The 21,917-nt window shown below is 72.3% G+C and carries 19 protein-coding genes; 12 read left to right on the top strand and 7 right to left on the bottom strand.

What is annotated here, in order from left to right:
• The first annotated feature begins 22 nt into the window (after window positions 1-22).
• Window positions 23-1,804, top strand: a complete 1,782-nt coding sequence (gene kstD / locus AC3EO4_RS16790; RefSeq protein ID WP_431896431.1) for a 3-oxosteroid 1-dehydrogenase — start codon at window positions 23-25, stop codon at window positions 1,802-1,804.
• A gap of 22 nt (window positions 1,805-1,826) precedes the next feature.
• On the opposite strand, the gene AC3EO4_RS16785 is transcribed toward kstD, so the two are convergent.
• Together AC3EO4_RS16785 and AC3EO4_RS16780 are read right to left on the bottom strand one after the other, a co-directional pair.
• Window positions 1,827-2,321 (bottom strand): anthrone oxygenase family protein, encoded by a 495-nt coding sequence (locus tag AC3EO4_RS16785; protein ID WP_431896429.1) that lies wholly within the window; start codon window positions 2,319-2,321, stop codon window positions 1,827-1,829.
• 117 nt (window positions 2,322-2,438) lie between these two features.
• A complete protein-coding gene (locus AC3EO4_RS16780) occupies window positions 2,439-3,497 on the bottom strand; it encodes a Glu/Leu/Phe/Val dehydrogenase dimerization domain-containing protein (RefSeq protein ID WP_379576426.1) in 1,059 nt (352 codons plus the stop codon).
• A 178-nt stretch (window positions 3,498-3,675) separates the two neighbouring features.
• Between AC3EO4_RS16780 and AC3EO4_RS16775 the strand changes: the two genes are divergently transcribed.
• The 5 genes from AC3EO4_RS16775 (at window position 3,676) to AC3EO4_RS16755 (ending at window position 7,393) form a co-directional block, all read left to right on the top strand.
• Complete coding sequence (locus tag AC3EO4_RS16775) at window positions 3,676-4,161, top strand: GNAT family N-acetyltransferase (RefSeq protein WP_379576424.1); 486 nt, start codon at window positions 3,676-3,678, stop codon at window positions 4,159-4,161.
• Between the two features lie 284 nt (window positions 4,162-4,445).
• Window positions 4,446-4,817, top strand: a complete 372-nt coding sequence (locus tag AC3EO4_RS16770; RefSeq protein WP_431896427.1) for a hypothetical protein — start codon at window positions 4,446-4,448, stop codon at window positions 4,815-4,817.
• A gap of 174 nt (window positions 4,818-4,991) precedes the next feature.
• Window positions 4,992-5,498: an inorganic diphosphatase gene (locus AC3EO4_RS16765; protein WP_379576420.1), complete on the top strand. Its 507-nt coding sequence runs from the start codon at window positions 4,992-4,994 to the stop codon at window positions 5,496-5,498.
• Window positions 5,499-5,629: 131 nt separating this feature from the next.
• Complete coding sequence (locus tag AC3EO4_RS16760; protein WP_431896425.1) at window positions 5,630-6,424, top strand: SDR family oxidoreductase; 795 nt, start codon at window positions 5,630-5,632, stop codon at window positions 6,422-6,424.
• 240 nt (window positions 6,425-6,664) lie between these two features.
• A complete protein-coding gene (locus tag AC3EO4_RS16755) occupies window positions 6,665-7,393 on the top strand; it encodes a DUF2071 domain-containing protein (RefSeq protein ID WP_379576416.1) in 729 nt (242 codons plus the stop codon).
• 52 nt (window positions 7,394-7,445) lie between these two features.
• Here AC3EO4_RS16755 and AC3EO4_RS16750 read toward each other — a convergent pair whose 3' ends face one another.
• On the bottom strand, window positions 7,446-8,054 hold the full coding sequence (locus tag AC3EO4_RS16750) for a dihydrofolate reductase family protein (protein WP_379576414.1): 609 nt from the start codon (window positions 8,052-8,054) through the stop codon (window positions 7,446-7,448).
• Window positions 8,055-8,239: 185 nt separating this feature from the next.
• Window positions 8,240-9,295, bottom strand: coding sequence for a questin oxidase family protein (locus AC3EO4_RS16745; protein ID WP_379576412.1), 1,056 nt, complete (start codon window positions 9,293-9,295; stop codon window positions 8,240-8,242).
• A gap of 145 nt (window positions 9,296-9,440) precedes the next feature.
• Between AC3EO4_RS16745 and AC3EO4_RS16740 the strand changes: the two genes are divergently transcribed.
• Window positions 9,441-12,245: an ATP-binding protein gene (locus AC3EO4_RS16740; RefSeq protein ID WP_431896424.1), complete on the top strand. Its 2,805-nt coding sequence runs from the start codon at window positions 9,441-9,443 to the stop codon at window positions 12,243-12,245.
• Between the two features lie 31 nt (window positions 12,246-12,276).
• Here the strand turns inward: AC3EO4_RS16740 and AC3EO4_RS16735 are convergent, their stop codons facing one another.
• From AC3EO4_RS16735 to AC3EO4_RS16725, 3 genes are all read right to left on the bottom strand, one after another.
• Window positions 12,277-13,068, bottom strand: a complete 792-nt coding sequence (locus AC3EO4_RS16735; protein ID WP_431896423.1) for an SDR family NAD(P)-dependent oxidoreductase — start codon at window positions 13,066-13,068, stop codon at window positions 12,277-12,279.
• Between the two features lie 215 nt (window positions 13,069-13,283).
• Window positions 13,284-14,111: a class I SAM-dependent methyltransferase gene (locus AC3EO4_RS16730; protein WP_431896422.1), complete on the bottom strand. Its 828-nt coding sequence runs from the start codon at window positions 14,109-14,111 to the stop codon at window positions 13,284-13,286.
• Between the two features lie 208 nt (window positions 14,112-14,319).
• Window positions 14,320-15,195: a LysR family transcriptional regulator gene (locus AC3EO4_RS16725; protein ID WP_431896420.1), complete on the bottom strand. Its 876-nt coding sequence runs from the start codon at window positions 15,193-15,195 to the stop codon at window positions 14,320-14,322.
• Between the two features lie 79 nt (window positions 15,196-15,274).
• On the opposite strand from AC3EO4_RS16725, the gene AC3EO4_RS16720 reads away from it, so the two are divergent.
• The 5 genes from AC3EO4_RS16720 (at window position 15,275) to AC3EO4_RS16700 (ending at window position 21,906) form a co-directional block, all read left to right on the top strand.
• Complete coding sequence (locus tag AC3EO4_RS16720; RefSeq protein WP_431896418.1) at window positions 15,275-16,558, top strand: MFS transporter; 1,284 nt, start codon at window positions 15,275-15,277, stop codon at window positions 16,556-16,558.
• Between the two features lie 57 nt (window positions 16,559-16,615).
• The gene (locus tag AC3EO4_RS16715; protein WP_431896416.1) at window positions 16,616-17,902 is read left to right on the top strand and encodes an NmrA family NAD(P)-binding protein; all 1,287 of its coding nucleotides are present in this window, start codon (window positions 16,616-16,618) and stop codon (window positions 17,900-17,902) included.
• Window positions 17,903-18,005: 103 nt separating this feature from the next.
• Window positions 18,006-18,824: an ABC transporter ATP-binding protein gene (locus AC3EO4_RS16710; protein ID WP_431896414.1), complete on the top strand. Its 819-nt coding sequence runs from the start codon at window positions 18,006-18,008 to the stop codon at window positions 18,822-18,824.
• Between the two features lie 11 nt (window positions 18,825-18,835).
• On the top strand, window positions 18,836-19,822 hold the full coding sequence (locus AC3EO4_RS16705; RefSeq protein ID WP_379576396.1) for an ABC transporter substrate-binding protein: 987 nt from the start codon (window positions 18,836-18,838) through the stop codon (window positions 19,820-19,822).
• Complete coding sequence (locus tag AC3EO4_RS16700) at window positions 19,819-21,906, top strand: iron ABC transporter permease (RefSeq protein ID WP_379576394.1); 2,088 nt, start codon at window positions 19,819-19,821, stop codon at window positions 21,904-21,906. The genes AC3EO4_RS16705 and AC3EO4_RS16700 overlap by 4 nt, the downstream gene beginning before the upstream one ends.
• The last annotated feature ends 11 nt before the right edge of the window (window positions 21,907-21,917 follow it).

The raw sequence follows: 21,917 nt of genomic DNA, 5'->3' as shown, positions 1-21,917 counted from the left end.
CCTCACGTCGAAGGGATGCGCCATGCCCGCGGACCAGAACCCCCAGCCGACGCCCCCGCCACGCCACACCAGGCGGCAGGTGTTACGCGGCGCGGCCGGAGCCGTCCTCACCACCGGCGTCCTGGGCGGCCTCGGCGGCACCGCCTACTCCGCCGTCGCCGACTTCGACGTCGTCGTGGTCGGCTCGGGCGCGGCGGGCATGACGGCGGCCCTGCGGGCGGCCAAGCGCGGGCTGCGCACCGTGGTGATCGAGAAGGCGCCCACGTTCGGCGGCTCGGCCGCCCGCTCGGGAGCGGGCATCTGGATCCCGAACAACGAGGTCATCCTCGCCGCCGGCGTCCCCGACACGCCCGCCAAGGCCGCCGCCTACCTCGCCGCCGTCGTGGGCGGCGGGGCGCCCGCCGACCGGCAGGCCGCGTTCCTGGCCAACGGGCCCGCCATGATCTCCTTCGTCATGCGGAACAGCCCGCTGCGTTTCCGCTGGATGGAGGGCTACTCCGACTACTATCCCGAGCTGCAGGGCGGGATGCCGAACGGCCGGTCCATCGAACCCGACCAGCTGGACGGCAGGGTTCTCGGCGCCGAGCTCGCCCACCTCAACCCCTCCTACATCCCCACGCCCGCCGGGCTGATCGTGTTCAGCGCCGACTACAAATGGCTCACGCTCGCCGCCGTCAGCCTCAAGGGCGCGGCCGTCTCCGCCGAGTGCGTGGCCAGGTACACCGCCGCCGCGCTGCGCGGCGAGATCCCCCTCACGATGGGCCAGGCGCTGGCCGGCGGCCTGCGCGCGGGACTGCTCGCCGCCGGCGTGCCGGTGTGGCTCGACACCCCGCTGCTGGACCTGCAGTTCGACGCGAACGGCAGGGCCGTGGGCGTGGTCGTGGCGCAGAACGGCGGGCAGACGCTGGTCAGGGCGGCTCGCGGGGTCATCGTCGGCTCGGGCGGCTTCGAGCACAACCTGGCCATGCGCACGGAGTTCCAGCGGCAGCCCATCGGAACGGACTGGACGGTCGGCGCCCAGGAGAACACCGGCGACGGCATCAGGGCGGGCCGCCGGGCGGGCGCGGCCCTCGACCTGATGGACGACGCGTGGTGGGGGCCGGCCATCCCGCTGCCCGACGAACCGTACTTCTGCCTGGCCGAGCGCACCCTGCCCGGCTGCATCCTGGTCAACGGGGACGGCGTGCGGTTCGTCAACGAGGGCGCCCCGTACAGCGACGTCGTGCACGTCATGTACGACCGCAACGCGGGCGGGCCGCACATCCCGTCCTGGTTGATCATCGACCAGAACTACCGCAACAGGTATCTGTTCAAGGACATCGCGCCGACCCTGCCGTTCCCCGACTCCTGGTACGCCGCGGGCGCCGTCCACAAGGCGTGGACGGTCGGGGACCTGGCGACGAAGATCGGCGTGCCCTCCTCGGCGCTCCGCCAGACGGTCACCAGGTTCAACGGCTTCGCGCTGACGGGCAAGGACCTGGACTTCCACCGCGGCGACAGCGTCTACGACCACTACTACACCGACCCCGCCATCAGGCCGAACTCCTGCCTGGCGCCGCTGTGGCTGCCGCCGTACTACGCCATCAAGATCGTCCCAGGCGATCTGGGGACCAAGGGAGGGATGCGCACGGACGCGCGGGCCCGCGTGCTCCGCGCGGACGGATCGGTCATTCCGGGCCTGTACGCCGCGGGCAACGCCAGCGGAGCGGTGATGGGGCACAGTTACGCGGGGGCGGGCTCGACGCTCGGCCCCGCGATGACGTTCGGCTACGTCGCCGCCGACGACCTCGCCGACGCGACCTGACATCCGGCCCGCGCAGGGCCCGTCAGACCGACGACCGGCCGTGCAGGACGAGCGCCCAGATCAGCAGCGCGAACGCGGGGACGCTGGTGAGCACCCTGACCATGTTGAACGTGGCCCACCTGGCCTCGTCGAACCGCTGACGGACCGCGGCCACGTCGATCTGGTCAGGGTGCCCCGCCGCCTTGATCGCGTCGTTGCGCGGCACGTTGATCGCGATCGTGATGACGAACGTGACGACGTACAGCACGAGCGCGACGACGATCCAGGGCAGGGCGGGCCTGCCCAGCTGCGTGAGCGCGGCGGCGACGCCGAACAGCAGGGCGCCGAGGAAACCGCCGCCGAGGAACCACGGATTGATGATCGCTCTGTCGATCGACTGGAAAGCGCCGACGAAGGTGCGATCGTCCGTCCGTTTGAGGCCGGGCATGATGGTGTGCGCGTAGAGCGCGAACACGCTGGACACCATTCCCATCGAAAGCGTCGCGGCGATCAGGGCCAGTGTCCGCAGTACATCCATCGTGCGCTCCCAGCGAAAGGTGGGGGGCGGGTCCACCCCGGACGACCGTAGCGGACCGACCCTGCCGCGCGCCTGTAGAAAAGCTACCGATTTGTCGGTTCCACGCCTCGGACGCCCCTACACGGGCTCGGGCGCGAGCGGCGGGCCGTCGGGCAGCTCGGAGGGAGCGCGCCACCCGCCGAGGAACTCCTGCGCCATGGCGCACGCACCGGCGAACGGGCCGTCGGGATGGGCCAGGCTCGCCGCGGTGATCCGGCCGATCGTCTCGTTCACCAGCGCCCCCGCCGACTCCGCGTCGCCCACCTTCCCCGCCCGATCCGCGAGGTATCCGATCGAGGCTCCCGCGCCGCACACGAAGTCGGCGAGCGGCACGACGCCGCGCTGCCGAAGCGCGCGCAGCCCGCTGCGCGTGTACGGGACGTTGGCCGCCGGCGCGATCACCCGCGCCCGCACCCTGGCCGCCCTGTCCCCGTCCAGCACCCCGGTCCGCGCGCCGGGCACCAGGACGTCGGCGGCCACGTCGTACAGCGCGGCGGGAGGGCGGACGGGCAGGCCCAGCCGGCCGACGCAGGCGTCGCCGTACAGGGACCGCAGCTCGAACAGCCGGGCCACGTCCAGTCCTGCCTCGTCCACCACGCAGCCGTGCGCGGTCGACAGCGCGGTGACGCGCCCCTCCCGCCTGGCCGCCTCGCGCACCACGCCGCCGCCCACCTTGCCGAACCCCTCGACCGCGAGCGTCCGCCCCGCGAGCCCGTCGAGCGCGGTGTCGGCCGCGGCGACCACGCCGAGCCCCGTCACGATCGTGTCCACCAGCTCGCCGCCGACGTCCTGGTGCATGACCGAGTCGGTCCGATAGTCGGGCAGCGTCACGAAATCCTGGGTCCTGGTGCCCAGATCGGACGAGGTGAAGAACAGCCCGCTCCGCACGAGCGGCGTGATCTCCTCGCAGTACCGGGCCACCGCGGCGGCGCGATGCTCCGGGTCGGCCCGCAGCACCGCCTTCGCTCCGCCGATCCGCTCGCCGAGCACGGCGAACTTGTAGGTCATCGCCCGGGCCAGCAGCTCGGCCTCCCCGCGGGTGACGTCCGGAGCCAGCCGCGTGCCTCCCGCACTCATCGGGCAGTCCAGGTCGAAGGCGATGAACCCATCGACCGAGCCCAGCTCCACGATCTTCACTCGCGCTCCTCGTTCCGTCCTGCCGCCTGGGGGTGGGTCCGACAGTAAGGACCGCGAAGGCACGCCTCTTCGTCGAATACGACGAAGCTGCCGGGGCCCGCTCGTGCGCCCGCGCGGGGCTTCCAGGGTCCGTACGCTCGCGCGCCGGAGATCGTCCGCTGCGCGATAGCGTTCTCCCATGCCCGACCTCCAGCGTCTCCGACTCGGCCACGGCCCCGCCCTCCTGACGTTCGAGCAGGAGAACCGCGCCTACTTCGCCGCCTCGATCCCGGACCGCGGCGACGACTACTTCGCCGAGTTCGACGCACGGCTGACCGCCCTGGTCGCCGAGCAGGCCGCCGGACTCCACCACTTCCACGTCCTGGTGGGCGACGACGGCAGCGTGCTGGGGCGCGTCAACCTGATCGACGTGGCGGACGGATCGGCCGAGCTCGGCTACCGCATCGCCAAGAGCGCCTCAGGACAGGGCCTCGCCACGAGCGCCGTCCGCCAGGTGTGCGCCCTGGCCGCCACCGAATACGGCCTGACCACGCTGCGGGCGGAGACCACGCTGGACAACGCCGCGTCGCGAACCGTACTGACCCGCACCGGATTCGTCCCCACCGGCGAGATGACGCTGGACGACCGCCCAGGCATCCGCTACACCCGCGACCTCACCGGCTGACCTTCCCTCGACCACCGGCGTCGCGGACCGTCGAGGTGACCTCTTCTCGGGCCGAACCGCTGCGTTCCGGCCCGGAGAAGGGCTGTTCGCGCGGCGACTTGCCAAGACATTGCCATCCGCGCAGGCGAGGCCTTCCCTAGTGGGCACAGGGGTTCCCGACGTCATGGCGTGGCGATCTGTCACAGTATGCGATATTTCCGTCACTCTCCATGACGGCAGGGTAATCCGACCGGTTCCAGGCTTTGTCTTTCCCCAGGTGACCGCCGGACTTTTCGCTCATTAGCGTGGAATTCCGTTCTTACGTCGAATCGGCGAAGGCGATGCCGATTCGGCTTTCCGTCAGCCCGGGCACCGCCCGGGGCGCAACTGATTTCACCCTGGAGTCATCTGTCATGATCAAAATCAGGTACGCGCTCGCAGCCGGGGCGATGGGAGCCTCGGCCCTCATCGTCCCAGTGACGATGCCGGCACAACTCGCCAGCGCGGAACCCGTGGCCGGGACCGCTGTCGCGACCGCTCCCGTTCTCTCTTCGGCGGCCGACCCCTGCGCCAGGCACAAGAACCCGCAGAAGTGCCGGGAACAGCGCGGCGGCGGTGACGACGAACTCGGCGACGACAACATCACGCGTCCCGAAGGTGGCGGCGTCGACGACTGACGCTGGAGCAGCGGCGTCGAACGCCCTTACAGAACGGCCCTCCCCGGCCCCGGTCCCCTGGACAGCCGGGGAAGGGCTTGAGCCCCACACCACACCCCGCTTCCCGGAGACCGAGAGGGATGCCCGTTTACCCCTCTCCGCTGCGAGCATGGGTCCGCAGGGGGTGATGGCGACATGCGCTTCGACATCATCGTGGAGACACCGCGGGGCTCCCGGAACAAGTACGAGATGGACGCCGACCTGCGGCGGATCCGTCTGGACCGGTTGCTGTTCACCTCCACCGCCTACCCCTACGACTACGGCTTCCTGCCCGGCACCCTGGCCGAGGACGGTGACCCCCTGGACGCCCTGGTGCTGGGCGAGGTGCCGACGTTCCCCGGGTGCGTGATCCGGTCCCGCCCCGTCGCGGTGTTCTGGATGCGCGACGAGCAGGGCCCGGACGCCAAGATCCTGTGCGTGCCGGCGGACGATCCTCGCTTCGACCGGTACCAGGACATGGAGGACGTGCCGATCTACGTACGGGGCGAGATCGGGCACTTCTTCGCCGTCTACAAGGATCTGGAGCCGGGCAAGACCGCCGACGCCAGGGAGTGGGAGCCGCGCGAGTGCGCGGAGCGCCTGGTCGAGGAGGCCGTCGCTCGTTTCGCACGGCAGGCTGAGGGCTCGGACTCTCGGGCCTGACCCGGCGCCGCGGTGGTGCGCTTCACCTGTCCCGCTCGTCGTGTCCGGTCGTCGTGTCACATTCCTTCCTCGCCAGGGGTCGTACCCGTAGAGGGGACAACACCCCAGGCCGGAATGAATGTGGAGAAGTCATGACATCACCAATCTTGGTCACCGGCGGCACTGGCACGCTCGGGCGCCTGGTCGTCCCGCTGCTGCGCGACGCGGGCCGTGATGTGCGGGTGCTCAGCCGGAGTGCGCGTCCGTCGGTGGACGGGGTCGAGTTCGTGACCGGTGACGTGTCCACCGGCGAGGGGCTCGATGCCGCGCTGGAGGGGGTCGAGACGGTGATGCACTGCGCCGGCAGCGCCAAGGGTGACGAGGACAAGGCCAGGAACCTGGTGCGGGCGGCGTCCGCGGCGGGGGTGCGGCACCTGGTCTACATCTCGGTCGTCGGGGTCGACCGGGTACCGGTGGTCAGCAGCCTGGATCGGGCCATGTTCGGGTACTTCGCGGCCAAGCGGGAGGCCGAGCGGATCGTGGCGGAGTCGGGGGTGCCGTGGACCACGCTGCGTGCGACCCAGTTCCATGACTGGGTTCTGATGACGTTGCGGCAGATGGCCAGGATTCCGGTGATGCCGTTGTGGGGTGGCATGCGGTTCCAGCCGGTCGACGCCGGTGAGGTGGCGGCGCGGCTGGTGGAGCTGGCGTTGGGTGAGCCGGCCGGTCTGGTGCCTGACATCGCGGGGCCGCGGGTGTACGGGATGAAGGAGCTCGCCCGCGGCTATCTGCGGGCCAGCGGCAAGCGCCGGTTGGTCATGCAGGTGAGAACGCCGGGCAAGGCCGCCGCGGCGTACCGGAAAGGTGCCAACCTCGCTCCGGAGCGGGCCGTGGGCCACCGTACCTGGGAGGACTTCCTGGCCGAGCGGCTACGTCAGGACCGATGACACCCCGGCCTGTTCGCCATCAGCGGCCCGTCGATCTCCCGGCGTCTCGGCGTGCTCAAGGGAGCGGGGCTCGTCACCGAGCGCCGCGAGGGCAACCGCTCCTTCCATACACTGGATCTTCTCCACGCCGGCCGAGGCGCGACCGGCCACCCGCGTCGGCAGGTTCCTCAGCGCCGTCTGTCCCGAGCAGATCGCGTTGCGCCGCCCCAGGTGGCGTCCCGTACCGGAAAGCGAGCGGTCATGAGGCAGACACGTCTGTCCAGCGTCGTCGAACGGCGACTGCTGGTGAACTACCGGGTCGCCCCCGAGGCCGCGGCGGATCTCCTGCCCGAGCCGCTGCGCCCCCACCTGGTCAACGGCCACGCCGTCGCCGGCATCTGCCTGCTGCGGCTGGGCGGGGTCCGGCCCGTCTGGGCCCCGAAGGCGCTCGGGCTGCGCACCGAGAACGCCGCGCACCGGATCGCCGTCGAATGGGACGGCCCCGCCGGGGTCGAGACCGGCGTCTACATTCCGCGCCGCGACACCGCCTCGCGCCTCACGGTCTGGGCCGGCGGCCGCGTCTTCCCCGGCGAACACGGCCGCGCCGACTTCGACATCCACGAGACCAGGGACCGCCTGCACGTCGCGTACGCCACCAGAGGAGGCGGCACCCGGGTGGACGTCACCGTCGAGGTGACCGACGAGCTGCGGGGCAGCGAGCTCTTCGCCGACCTGGCGGAGGCCTCGGCCTTCTTCCAGGACGGCTCCAGGGGCTTCTCCGCGACCCGATCCGGCCGGCACCTCGACGGCATGGAACTGGGCACCGACGCCTGGCGCCTGGAGGCCTGCCGTATCGACTCCGCGGAGTCCTCCTTCTTCGACGACACCCGCCGCTTCCCCGCGGGCAGCGCCACCCTCGACTGCGCCCTCGTCATGCGCGACGTCCCCGTGGTCTGGCGCTCCCTGCCTGCCATGGCCGGCGCCCGCTGAGGCACCTGAGCGCGGTCGGTGACCTCGCGCGACCCTACGACCAGAGCCTGCGCTAGGCGACGGAGCCGTACACGGGCTTGCCCACCCACTCGTAGGTCATGTAGACGACGCCGGCGTCGGTGCTGGACGTCCCGGTGAGCTTCAGCCCGGCCGGAGTGGTTCCCTCGGCGAACAGCCGCTTTCCCTCGCCGAGGACGACGGGGAAGACCAGCAGCCGGTATTCGTCGACCAGTTCGGCCTCCTGAAGCGTGCGAATGAGGTCGCTGCTGCCCTGGACGATGATCTCGCCGTCGGTGCGCCGCTTGAGGTCGGCGACCGTCTGCGCGGCCTCGCCCACCAGGACCTCCGTGTTGCGCCACTCGGCGTTCATCGGTGTACTCGTGGTGACGTACTTCCGCATGCTGTTGATCTTCGCGCCGCCTTCCTCGTCGGGCACGCCAGGCCAGTGCGAGGCGAGGATCTCGTACGACCTGCGTCCCAGGAGCATGGCGTCCGCGCGGTCGAACTGCTCGTCCATGATGCGGCCGAACCCCTCGTCCACGTGCGGCGCCAGCCATCCGCCGTGCTGGAAACCGTTGGAGTCGTCCTCGCCAGGCCCGCCGGGGGCCTGCATGACGCCGTCCAACGACACGAAGGTCGAAACAACCAGCCTGCTCGCCATCTGCCACTCCTTTGTCGCGGTGCGAAGAGCCGGCCTGTCCGGCTCCCTGTTCTCGATCTGCCTTCAGCCTGGCGGAGTCCGCTTACGGATTCCTTAAGGCTTCCCTCTGACGCGCGGCGGGCCGCGATGTCGCAGGCCGCCCGCGATGTCGCGGGCGGGCTGCGGTGGTGACGGCGGAAGGCCGCCTAGAGCGTGGGGTGGATGAGGTCGGCGGCGCGCAGGGCGGCGGCCAGCGCGTCAGGGTGGCCGGTGCGGGTGTAGACCTCGGCCGCGGTGTCGGTGAACTTGATGACGTGCTCGTCGGCGTGGGCGATCGCCCTGTCCAGCACCTCGGCGACGGCCCCGGAGCCGGACGGCGGGACGGGCAGCGCCGTGCGCGGCGCGCCGTCGGGCGGGGCGTAGGCGGAGTAGATCGCCGCGGTGGTCGTCCAGATCGCGGTCAGGCTCGGCGCCCATAGCTCGCGGGGCAGGGCCGGCAGGGCGTGAAGCACCGCGTTGGGCGCGGTGGCGGTGTGCACCAGCAGGACGGGTTGCCCGTGCCCATGGGCCAGGTAGCGCAGCGTGGCCGCTGCAACCAGGTCCGCCAGCCGGCCGGGCACCTCGTCCGGTGTCGTGGCGGGGGCCAGCCCGGCCACCGCCGCCTCCCAGCCGGCCAGGTGCGGCAGTTGGCCGAACCGGCCGGCCACGTTGCCGCGCTGGTCGGGGATCCGGGGGATGCCATCCAGCGCCGCGAGCGGGCTGAGTCGCCCCGCGGGTGGGCCCGCGGCCGGCACGGGCCGGGACCTGGCCGCCCAGAACGCCAGCCCGTGGGCGAGCTCGCCGAGGGTGGCAGGGTTCTCGGCGCCGGCGAGCAGCGCGCGCACCACGTGCCCGACCCTGATGACGCCGTGCGTGGTGCCCGCCACGATCCCCGGCAGCAGCCGCGCCCACCAGGTGGCCAGCACCTCGCGCCACGGTCGTTCCTCCAGCGCCCGGCCGAAGTACGTGGTCCAGTCGCCGACCCGCCGTCCGTCTCCGAGCGCCTCGGCCCAGTCCGCGTCGGTGATGTCGGCGGTGCGGGAGGGCATCTCGTCGAGCCGGTCCAGGTACGCCTGCACCCAGCGGTCCACGTGGTCGGCCCGCCCCCGGCGTACCAGCACCTCCACGGCCATCGGGCCGTGGTTGGTCAGCTGGTCCTCCCCCCATTCGGGACCGGTGCGGTGGAACCGTTCGTAGGCCTCGTTCAGCACGCCGCCGCTCACAGACGTCACCCCATTCGCATCGCCAGGTGGCCGAAGGGGACCAGTCTGCGCCGGAACGCCGGAGGAGGACATCCGTGCCGGCCACGCATCGACCACGCAGAGCCCACCTACTCAAAACCCCTGGGATGGTGGTCAGATATGTCAGGTGAGCCCGGAATCGGTGTCGCGGCGCGAGGCAGAGGTGCTGGCCCTCCTCCACGAGCACCTGTCGAACGCCCAGATCGCGGGCCGCCTGCACCTTTCCGTGCGCACCGTCGAGAATCACGTGTCCTCGCTCCTGCGCAAGTACGGCGTCGCCGACCGGCGGGCGCTGGCCGCCATCGCCGGGCGGGCACCGGACGCCCCTTCTCCCCTCGGCCGGATCGCGGGCACGCCCACCTGGCGCACCGGTTTCACCGGACGAGCGCACGAACGCGACGCCGTCCTGGCTCTCTTGCGGCCCCGGCGGCTGGTGACCCTGGCCGGACCGGGCGGGGTCGGCAAGACGCGGCTGGCCGCGGTCGTCGCCGAGGCCGCCGCGCAGGACTTCCCGCTGGGCGGGGCGTTCGTGGACCTCGTCCCGGTGCGAGAAGGGCAGGTCGCGGGGGCCGTGGCCAGGGCGCTCGGGGTGAGCGAGTCACCAGGCCGGTCGCTGGAGGACGCCGTGGCGTGCGCGCTCGGCGGGCAGCGGCGGCTGCTGATCCTGGACAACTGCGAGCACGTGCTCGACAGCGCGGCCACTCTCGCCGACCGGGTGCTGTCCCAGTGCCCTGACGTCGCCGTCCTGGCCACGAGCCGCGAACGGCTCGGCGTGCCGGGCGAGCACGTGATGCCGATCTCGCCGCTGCCATTGGCCTCCGACGCCGAAGCGCTGTTCGCGGACCGGGCCGCCGCGGTCGATCCTGGCTTCACGGCGGAACCTGCGGTCGTCGCCGAGATCTGCGCCCGGCTGGACGGCATGCCGCTCGCGATCGAGCTGGCCGCCGCCCGCTGCGCCTCGCTGGGGGCGGACGGCCTGCTGGCCGCGCTGGACGACACGCTGCGACTCCTGGCGGGCAGCCGCCACCCCGACGAGCGGCACCGCTCCCTGCGCGCGGTGATCGGCTGGAGTCACGACCTGCTCGCCGACGACGAACGGGCCCTCTTCCCCCGGCTGGCCGTCTTCGCCGGCGCGTTCGACCTCGACGCCGCCCATAGCGTGGCCCCCTACGCCACCCGTGGTGTCGGCCCCTTCGACTCCCGAAGCGTCGCCCCCTACGCCACCCGTGGTGTCGGCCCCTTCGACTCCCTGAGCGCCGTCACCGACGTCCTGGGCAGGCTGGTCGACAAGAGCCTGGTCGTCCGAGGCCGGGAGGCGGGCTCCTGGCTGCTGCTCGAGACCGTTCGCGCGTACGGTCTCGACCGGCTGGCGGCGAGCGGCGACCTGGACGAGGTCAGGGACCTGCACCTGCGGTGGGCGGCCGAGACCGCGTACGCGCTGGCGGAGCACCAGGGCGAGCAGTGGCGGGAGCGCTTCGACGCCGTGTGCGACGACCTGCGGGCGGCGCTGCGGAACGCCCCACCGGGCCCCGGCGTGCTTCCGCACCGCCTCGCGCGCTCGCTCGGCCACCTCGCCTACGCCCGCCGCCTGGTCAGCGAATCGCTGGAGCACTTCAAGGAGGCGGCCCGCCGCGCCCCCACCGCCTCGGACTCCGCCGCGGATCTGCGCACCGCCGCGCAGGTCGTTTTCGCGGTGGGGCTCGCCCGCGGGGCGTTCGACCTGCTCGTGGAGTCCGCCGCTCAGGCGGAGGCCGCGGACGACGGCAACGCCCGCACGATCGCGCTCGCCGACGCCGTCGTCACGGCCGGCAGGTTCACCTCGGGCTTCCCCGAACCGGTCCCCCGCCGGCGGTTGCGCGAGCTGCTGGACGAGGCGGCCATGGCGGGCGAGCCCGGCGATCCCGTGGTGACCGCCCACCTGGCCGCCGCCGACGCCTGGTGCCCTCCCTGGCCCGAGACGCTGTCCGAGACCTCCCCCGAGACCTCTCCTGCTCCGTCACGCGAGGACTCCCCCGACACACCGCCCGAACCATCCCTCGCCCAGGCCGCCGTGGCGGCGGCGCGCGCCGCAGGCGACCCCATCCTCATCAGCGCGGCCCTGGACGCGCCCGGCACGCTGGCGATCCGCGCGGGCCGGTTCCGCCGGGCGTACCGCATCGCACGGGAACGGCTGGCGCTGGTGGAGCTGATGGACCGCCGCCACCCGGCCTCCGCGGCCGAGATCCTCGACTCCTTCCACAACGCCTGGCTCTGCGCGTTCGCCACCGGCGACCTCCAGGCGGCGCTGTCCACGGCCGAGCAGATCACCCGCGACGACCTGCTCGGCGCTCACCCGTACCGCTCCGCCGGCAAGCTGATCCCGCCGCTGGTGCTGCTCGGTCGCTTCGACGAGGCGCTGGAACACGCCCAGCCCATGTGGGAGGCCTGGCGGCGCTCCGGCATGCCGATCGCCGCCTGGCTCTCCCCCGCCGCCTCGGCCATCGCGCTCGCCCACGGCCTGCGCGGCGAGCACGGCGCGTACCGGCTCTGGCGGGCCCGCGCCGAGCGCGCCCTGGACACGGGCGAGGCCGCCCCAGGCCCCATGGTCTTCGCCGCTTTCGTGGACGCCCGCGTCGCCGTGAACACGGGCACCGTCGAGGACGCGGCGGCCCTGGTCTGCCGGGCCTTCACCGGCACCTCCACGGGCTGGTCGGCCGCCTACGCCCGCGCCGCGGGGGCCGAGCTGGCCGTCCTCGCCGGCCTGCCCGACGCGGACCGCCGCCTGGCCGCCGCCGCCGAGTCGGCCGGTGAGAACGAGTGGGCCGCCGCCTGCCTGGCGCGCGCCCGCGGCCATCTGTACGGCGCGGCCGCCTTCGAGGAGTCGCTGGGCCGGTGGAGCCGCATCGGCGCGCGGTTCGAGAGCGAGCGCACCTCGCGCCTGCTCGCGACCTGACCGGCGAGCCCGCCCGGACGGGGGCACGGTGTCACACCGTCTTGAGCATCCCGCCGTCGACGAAGTAGGTGGAGCCCACCGAGTAGCCGGCCCGATCCGAGCACAGGAAGACGATGAAGTCGGCGACCTCCTCGGGTGTGGCGAAGCGTTTGATGGGGGCGTGCTCTCTGGCGACCTCGTCGAGGTGGCCCTGCCAGTCCCCGCCGCTGTCCGCCGTGAGCTCCTTCGCCGTCTTCACCCAGTCCGGGGTGAGGACCAGGCCGGGGTTGACACAGTTGACGCGGATGTCGTCGCCGATCAGCTCGGCGGCCAGCGTCTTGGAGAACATCATGAGCGCGGCCTTGGTCACGTTGTAGATCGGCTCGTACCACAGCGGCTGCACCGCGCAGATCGACGCGTTGTGGAGGATGACTCCGCCGCCCCGCCGCCGCATGCCGGGGACCAGGCCGCGGGCCAGCCGTACGGCCGCCATGACGTGCAGGTCCCAGTAGGCCTGCCACTTCTCGTCCGGAGCGTCGAGGATGGTCTCGTTCGACCCCGCGCCCGCGTTGTTGACGAGGATGTCCGCGCCGGCGAAGGCCTCCTCGGCGGCCGCGGCCAGGGCGGTGGTGCCGTCCCGCGTCGCCACGTCACACGCGACGGGCACGGCCCGTACCCCGTAGGTTTCGCGGATGCCGCGCGCCTCCTCCTCGAGGCGGTCGGCGGCGCGTGCCGCGAGAACGAGATGCGCGCCCTCGGCGGCCAGGCCTCGCGCCACGGCGAGGCCGATGCCCGCGCTGCCGCCGGTGATGACGGCGACCTTGTCTCTCAGCCCGAGTTCCACGAGACCTCCCCTGTGCGGCACCGTTCCCTCCACGCTGCCGCGCGCGAGGAGCCTTCCGCAACGGGCGGCGACTCGCGGAGTCGACCGACGAACCTCCGGCGGGCCTGCGTGACCAGGCCGGGCGGCGGCGGACCCTGACCCAGCCGGCCAGACCTGGAAGAGGGCGAGGCGCCCCGCTGAAGCGGGCGAGAACCCGCCTGCCGCCCCGAATGACGTCAGGCCTGACGGGCGCGGACGAACCAGACGTCCTGGATGATGGCCCGCAACCGGTCGGGCAGCGGCGGCAGCCAGTCACAGCGACCCTCGGCGATGTCGCCGTGCAGCGTCGCCTGCGCCTGCCAGCCGTAGGGCGCCAGCCACTCCACCGGGTCGTGGAACGAGCCGACGAACGGCGAGCCGAGCTCGCCCATCCTCCGCAGGAAGTCCTGCCGGGCGGGATCGGTGAGGAACCGGTCGTGCGGCCCGTCGAACGTGAAGCACGAGCCCGTCGCCGACATCTCGCTCATGGCCTCGGCCAGCGCCCGGGCCTGCGGCTTCGTGAGGTAGTAGAACAGCCCCTCCGCGATCCAGTGCACCGGCTGCTCAGGGTCGAAGCCCGCGGCGAGCAGCGCGGCCGTCCAGCCGTCGTCGCGCAGGTCCGCCTCCACGACCTCGACCCGGCATCTGGCGGCGAACCCGGCCGCGCCGAGCAGTTCCGACTTCCCTGCGAGCTGGCCGGGAAGGTCGACTTCGAAGTAGCTGAAGCCCTGGTCGAGCGGCAGCCGGTAGGCGCGGGAATCGGTGCCCGAGCCCAGGCACACCGCCTGCCGTACGCCTGACTCGATGAGCGTCTGGTCGCCGAGCCGCCCTCTGATCGGCACCACCTCCGACGGCAGCCCCTTGCTGCGGATCTCGTCGTAGCTCGCCTCGGACTCAGCAGTGACGAACGCGGCGGCGCAGGGATCGTCCAGATAGGCGTCCGCCTGGTCGCGCTCCCTGGACCGGATCACGGCCATCCAGTCGCTGGTGAGCATCACGGATCCGGCCCGCACCTCATCGCCCACAACGATCACCTTCCGCACGCGAATCCCCACTCAGAGTCATCATGCCTGATGGCGTCCTGACCGACCGTCGGAGGGGGTGTGCGGAGGCCACCGGAACCCGCGTCACCGCGACCCGCGCCGGCTCCACGCCGGGGGCGCGGGCCGGCCCGGCTCGGCCGGCTGCCGTCTCACCGCGCACCCGACGTCACGAGCCCGGCGATCGTGCGGGTCACGCCGCCGAGATACCGAGGCCGGACAGGAACGCAGCGGCGGCAGGGGATGGCGGGAAGCGACTCCAGATGAGGTGCTCCATCCGGGCGGGAGCATCGCGAAGCCGGAGGACCGGCAGGTCGGGGACGTCGGGGACGAAGGCGGCCGGCAGCATCCCGACGCCCAGGCCCTGTCGGATCAGGCGGGCCATGAAGTCCACGGTCGTCACTTCGAAGGCGACCTCGCGCCGGGCTCCTGCCGCTGCGAAGGCCTCGTCCGTCTGGGCCCGCGCGGCGGTGCGTGGGGGGAAGTCGACGAACGGCTCGTCCGACAGCTGATGCAGGTCCACGTGTTCCCTGTCCGCCAGCGGGTGGCCGGGCGCCACGATGGCGACGAGGTCGCCGCGGGCCAGTTCGCGGCCACGGACGCCCTTGGGCCGTACGCCCAGGGGAAGTCCCAGGAAGGCGACGTCCAGAGTGCCCTGCTGCACCCGTTCGATCAGTTCCTCGCTCCCGCCCGAACGCAGGCTGATCCGCACCTCCCGATGCCGCAGGTGGAACTGTTTCAGCTCGGCCGGCAGATCGACCGCGACGACGGTGGGGATGGCGCCGATGGCGAGCCGGCCGCGGATCTCGCCTGCGGCGGCCGCCACCTCGGCCCTGGCCCGCTCGGCGGCGTCCAGAGCCTGGCGGGCCGCGGGGAGAAACGCCTCGCCGGCCGAGGTCAACCGGACACGGCGGCTGGTGCGCTCGAAGAGCTTGGCGCCCAGCTCACGTTCCAGCCGGGCGATCTGGTGACTCAGCGCGGACTGGACGACCTGGCACTGCTCGGCGGCGCGGGTGAAGTTGCTCGTCTCCGCGACGGCGACGACGTAGCGCATCTGCTGAAGCTCCACGAATCAATCGTGGTACACGATCGCTTCGATGACAAACATGCGTTGGACTCATTGATCGTCCATCGTCGAGGCTGGACGTATGACGACGGCGAGACTTCAGGACAGCGGCCTGTCGCGCGGGCTGCTCCTGCTCATGTCGGTGGCGACCGGGCTGGCGGCCGCGGGCAACTACTTCGCGCAGCCGCTGCTTGATCTGATCGGCCGGGAACTGGGGCTTGGACCTTCGCTGGCGGCGCTGGTGGTGACGGCCGCGCAGGCCGGGTACGCGCTGGGGCTGATCCTGCTGGTGCCGCTCGGCGACCTGGTGGAGCGGCGGCTGCTCGCCGTGTCCCTCTATGCGGCGACCGCGGTGTTCCTGCTGATGTCGGCCACCGCGGCCAACGGCACAGTGCTCTTGGCCAGTACGGCCCTGACCGGGCTGACCTCGGTGGGAGCGCAGGTCGTGGTGCCGTTCGCGGTGACGCTGGCGGCCCCGGCCGAGCGCGGCCGGGTGGTCGGCACGGTGATGACCGGGCTGATGCTCGGCCTGCTGCTGGCACGCACCGCGTCCGGAGCGCTGTCGGACCTGGGCGGCTGGCGGACGGTCTACTGGGTCAACGCGGTCCTGATGGCCCTGATGGCCGTACTGCTGCGCGTCTTCCTGCCGCGGCTCGGCGGGGACGACAGACGCCTGTCCTACCCGAAGCTGTTGCGCTCGACGGTCGCGATGTATCGGTACGAGCCGCTGCTGCGGTGGCGGGCAGGAATCGCCGCCTTGAGCCTCGCTTCGTTCAGCGTGCTGTGGACGGCGCTGACCTTTCTGCTGGTGCGGCCGCCGTACAGCTGGTCGGAGTCGGCCATCGGCCTGTTCGGCCTGGTCGGCGCCGCGGGTGCGCTGACCGCCACGGTGGCGGGGCGGCTGGCCGACCGCGGGCACGTCCAGACCGTGACCGGCGCGGGGACGGTCCTGCTGGTGGCGTCCTGGCTGGCGATCGCGACGGGAGCACGCTCGCTGGTCTGGCTGCTCGTCGGCGTGATCGTGCTGGACCTGGCGCATCAGGCGGTGCTCAACAGCAGCCAGAACGTCCTCTACGCGCTCCGGCCCGAGGCTCGCAACCGGATCAACTCCGCCTTCATGACCTCCTTGTTCATCGGCGGCGCCGTGGGCTCCGCGCTGACTTCGGCGGTCTGGGTGCACGGCGGCTGGACCGGCGTGTGCCTCCTGGGCGCCGCCCTCTCGGCCGGGACCGTCGCGTTGTGGGTCCTGGAGCGCGTCACCGCCGGCCGGGCGGCGGGGAAGCCTCCGCAGACCTCGGTCGACCAAGAACTCACCATGGCCACGACGGGGCACCGGCCGCCCCGACCGACCGACCTCAGGAGCTGAAGCCATGCGCATCACCGTGTCCGGAACGGCTGGAACGAGGGGAAAGGGAGCATGAGCGTGTCGCGCACCGTGCTGATCACCGGAGCCACCGGAACCGTCTCCACCGCACTGATGCACGCGCTGGACGGTGCCGATGTGGATCTTCGCGCTCTCATCCATGAGGAGTCCCGAGCGGACGGCCCGCACGAGCAGGGCGCCGAGGTCTTCGTCGGAGACCTCGATGACGCCCGGTCGCTGCCGCCCGCCTTCGAGGGCGTGCAGGACGTGTGGCTGCTCACCCCGAACGGCCCGCGTGCTTCGGAGCACAGCATGAACGCCGTGTGGGCCGCGCGCCTGCCGTCACTCGACAAGAAGCAGCGGCACTCGACGGGGCTCACAGAACTGGAAAGAGGGCATCAGATGATGCGATCAGTCAGGCGCCTTGGTGCGGTTCTCGCCGCACTCACCTTGGCCGTCACCGTCGGCGGTTCCGCCGGAGCGGCATCGGACCCGCGGGCCGGGACATCTCCGACATCGATCTCGTTGCCCGACGGCTTCCGGCCCGAGGGCATCGCCATCGGCCCCGGCCCGTTCGCCTTCATCGGCTCCATGGCCGACGGCTCCATCTACCGGGCCGACCTGCGCACCGGACGCGGCGCGATCGTCAGCCGCGGGCCCGGCACACCGTCACTCGGGATGAAGACCGATCCGCGCGGACGGCTGTTCGTGGCGGGCGGCACGGGCGGTGACGCGCGCGTCATCGACTCCCGCACCGGCCGGGTGCTGGCCTCCTACCGGCTGACCACCGGCGCGGCCTTCGTCAACGACGTCATCCTCACCCAGGGCGCCGCCTGGTTCACCGACTCCACCAACCCGGTGCTCTACAAGCTGCCGCTGCGCGGCGGACGGCTGCCCGCCGCCGCGCAGCGGATCCCGCTCACCGGGGATCTGGTGTACGGCGCCGGCTTCAACGCCAACGGCATCACGCCTACTCCGGACGGCCAGGGCCTGATCATCGTGCAGTCGAATACCGGCGGGCTGTTCCGCGTCGACCTGTCCGGCCGGACCCGCCGGGTGAACCTGCACGGCGAGTCGCTGCCGGACGGCGACGGCCTGTTGCTACGCGGCCGGACGCTGTTCGCGGTGGAGAACGGGGTCCAGAACGGGCGCAGCGCCGTGACCGTCCTGCGGCTGAACGCGACGGGGACCGACGGCCGGGTCGTGCGGCGGGTGAGCGATCCCCGGTTCGACATACCGGCGACCGTGGCCGCCTTCGGGCCCCGGCTGTACCTTCCCAACGCCCGCTTCACCACGAAGCAGACTCCGCGCACGCCGTACAACGCCGTCGCCATCCCGCGCCCCTGAGGCACGCCCTCCAGGACCTGTGCGTGGCCAGGCGCACCCGCGGAGAACCCGGCGGCGTCGGACGACGGTTGACATGTAGCTAGGTAAGGCTAACCTAAGTCCCGTGACCGAGGAGATCTCGCTCCGTGGAGCCGACCTGTGTCTCAGCTACCACGGCACCACGGCCGTCGAGAACGGCCACATCGCTGTCCGCCCCGGGACCGTGACGGCCCTGGTGGGCCCGAACGGCAGCGGCAAGTCGACCCTGCTGCGGGCGCTCGCCCGGCTCCACAGGCCGGACGCTGGCACGATCACGCTGGCCGACGGCGCGTCCGCGACGGACCTGCCGATCCGTGACTTCGCGCGGCGGGTCACCCTGCTCGCTCAGAGTCGTCCCACGCCGTCCGGTGTCCGGGTTCGCGACGTGGTCGGCTATGGCAGGCATCCCCACCGAGGGCGGTGGCGGGCGGGCGACCCCGACGGGGACGCCGCCGTCGGGCGGGCGATGGAGCTCACCGGCGTCACCGCGATGGCCGACCGTCCGGCGGACGAGTTGTCAGGCGGCGAGCTGCAGCGCGTGTGGCTGGCCACCTGCCTGGCGCAGGACACCGGCGTCCTGCTTCTGGACGAGCCGACGACCTTCCTGGATCTGCGCTACCAGGTCGAGTTGCTGGATCTGGTGCGCGATCTGGCCGACGAGCACGGTGTGGCCATCGGGGTCGTCCTCCACGACCTGAACCAGGCCGCCGCACTGGCCGACCACGTCGTCCTCCTGCACCGGGGCCGTGTCCGCGCGGACGGTCCGCCCGCCGAGGTCCTCACCGAGCAGCTGCTCACCGAGGTGTACGGCATCCGCATCGAGGTCACGCACGACCCAAGGACGGGGACGGTGACCACCCGGCCGGTCGGCCGGCACACCAGAAGCGTCCCCGCAACAACCTGACAGGAACACCCATGATCCCCCTGCGCAACGTCCTCGTGGCCGTCGCCGCCGTCGCCGTGCTCGGCGCCTGCGGCACCACCGAGACAGCCGCCCCGGAACCGGCGGCTTCCGGCGGCACGGCCTCCGCCGCCCCCATCACCGTGACCGACGGCCGCGGCAAGCAGGTCACTCTCGACCGTCCCGCCACCAAGGTGGTCGCTCTGGAGTGGGGAGAGGCCGAGATGGTGGTCAGCCTCGGCGTCATGCCGGTCGGCGTGGCCGACGTCAAGGGTTACGGCACCTGGGTGACGGCGGCCAAGCTCGACCCCTCTGTCAAGGACGTCGGCACCCGCCAGGAGCCGAGCGTCGACTCCATCGCCGCCCTCCAGCCTGACCTGGTCGTCATGGAGGCCGAACGGGACTCCGCGCTGGTGCCGCAGCTGGAGAAGTTCGTCCCCGTCATGGTCGCCAAGGGAAGCGACGCGAGCGACAACCTGGGCCGCATGCGCGCCGACCTCAAGATGATCGCCACCGCGGTGGGCAGGACCGCCGAGGCGGACAAACTCCTGGCCGACCTCGACACCACGCTGGCCGACGGCAAGGCCAGGCTCGCCGCCGCGGGCGCCGCCGGCAAGCCGTTCGTCATGGCCGACGGCTGGAAGGACGGCAGCAAGATCTCCATCCGCATGTTCGGCAAGGGCTCGCTGGTCTCCGACCTCGCCACCCGGCTCGGCCTGACCAACGCCTGGACCGGCGAGGTCGACCCGCAGTGGGGTCTGGGCACCACCGACGTCGAGGGCCTGACCGCGCTGAAGGACCCCGACACGCGCTTCTTCTACAACGCCTCCGACGGCCAGGACGTCTTCGCCGACGGACTGGCCTCCAACGCCATCTGGGAGAAGCTGCCGCTCGTCGAGAAGGGCCAGGTCACCAAGCTGCCCGACGGCATATGGACCTTCGGAGGGCCGCTGTCGTGCAAGCAGTACGCCGAGACCGTCGTGAAGGCCTTCATCGCTTGAGCATCCAGGTCCAGGCCCCGGCGGAGCCGGCCACGCCCCTGCGGTGGCTGGGCAGCGTCGGGGTCGTTCTGCTGACGCTGGCGGCGGTCGTCCTGGTCGCCGCGGTTCACGTGACGCAGGGCACGTCGTCGATCGGTGCGCTCGACCTGCTGCGCCTGCCGTTCGACGGCGGGGACGACGAGGCCGCCCGCGTCCTGATCGCCTCCCGGCTGCCCCGGCTGCTGGCCGGGGTCGCCGTCGGCCTCGCCCTGGGCGTGTCGGGAACCTTGCTGCAGTCGATCTCCCGCAACCCGATGGCGTCGCCCGACACGCTGGCGGTCAGTTCCGGCGCGTACTTCGCGGTCGCCGCGGCGGCGGCGTTCGGCCTGACGTTGCCGCTCCCCCTGTCTGGTCTGCTCGCCCTGCTCGGCGGCCTGGCCGCCGCCGCCCTGGTGCTGGCGCTGGCCGCCGGCGGCCGGATCGGCACCACCAGGCTGATCCTGGCGGGCTCGGCCACCGCGTTGGCGCTCAGCTCGCTCACCAACCTGCTGATGATCCTCTTCGAGGAGGAGACAACCGGGCTGTTCGCCTGGGGCAGCGGCTCGCTCGTGCAGAGCGACCTGAACGCCGTCGTCCAGGTGGGCCCGCTGATTCTGCTGACGCTGGCCGCCGCGATCCTGGCCGGACACAGGCTCGACATCCTCGGCCTGGGCGACGACACCGCCACCGTGCTCGGCATCAACGTCAGGCGGCTGCGCCTGTGGGTCACGCTGCTGTCCGTCGTGCTGGCCTCCGCCGCGGTGACCATCGCGGGCCCCATCGGATTCGTGGGACTCTGCGCGCCGGTGATCGTCAGGCTGCTCCCGGCCTCGCTTCCCGGCGTGCACCGCCATCGCACGATGCTGCCGCTGGCGGGCCTCGTGGGCGTGCTCATCGTGCTCGGCTCGGACATCGCGCTGCGGGCCGTCCTGGGCGGGCAGGCAGGCGTGGACGTGCCGCCGGGTGTGGTGACCACGCTGCTCGGCGCCGCCGTGATGGTGTGGCTGGCCCGCCGCTACCGGGACGCGGGGCCGACCCGCCAGCCGCCGATCGTGCGCATCCGCGCCACACGCTCGCGCGCCGCCTTCCTGATCGTCGTGACGGCCTGCGCCCTGTCGCTCGCCGGCGCGATCTTCCTCGGCATGCTCGGCGGCGACACCTGGGTCCTGGGCGGCGACCTGGCCAACTGGCTGAACGGCCGGACGGGACGTGGCCTCACCTACGTGCTCGACCAGCGGTATCCCCGCGTGCTCGCCGCCGTGCTCGCCGGCGCAGCGCTGGCCGTCGCGGGCACCGCGGTTCAGGCCGTGTGCCGTAACCCGCTGGCCGAGCCCGGCGTGCTGGGCGTGACCGCGGGCGCGGGCGTTGGCGCGATCTCGCTGCTCGCCGTCGTGCCGCTCGCCGGGATCTGGTCCATGTCGGCCGTGGCCATGGCCGGGGCGCTGGCCGCCTCCGCCGCGGTCTACCTGCTGTCGTGGCGCGGCGGGCTCAGCTCTGACCGGCTGGTGCTGATCGGTGTCGGGATGCAGGCGGCGTGCACCGCCCTCACTGTGATGATCATCGTGAGGGCCGACCCGTGGAACACCGCCATGGCCCTGACCTGGCTGTCCGGCTCCACCTACGGCCGCGTCCCCGTCCAGCTCATCCCGGTCGCGCTGGCGCTCCTCCTGGCGACTCCGCTGATCGCCTGGCTGCGTCGCGATCTGGACCTGCTCGCCCTGGACGAGGACAGCCCGCGGGTCCTCGGCGTCCCTCTTGAGCCGGTACGGCTGGCCGCGCTGGCCGGCGCCGTCCTGCTGACCGCCACCGCGGTCTCGGCGGTCGGCGTGGTCGGCTTCGTCGGCCTGATCGCCCCGCACGCCGCCCGCGCCCTGGTCGGCGCCCGGCATGCCCGCGCTCTTCCGGTGGCCGCGCTCCTCGGCGCCCTCCTGGTCAGCCTGGCCGACACGCTCGGACGCACCGTCATCGCCCCGGCTCAGGTACCCGCCGGGATCGTCACCGCCCTGCTCGGCACGCCGTACTTCGTCTGGCTGTTGTGGCGCTCCCGCACGCAGGCGCACCGCTGAGCGGGCGTGCG

Source organism: Nonomuraea sp. bgisy101 (assembly GCF_057708945.1).
The sequence above is the reverse complement of the archived record's forward strand: the minus strand, read 5'-3'. Positions and strand labels throughout refer to the sequence as shown.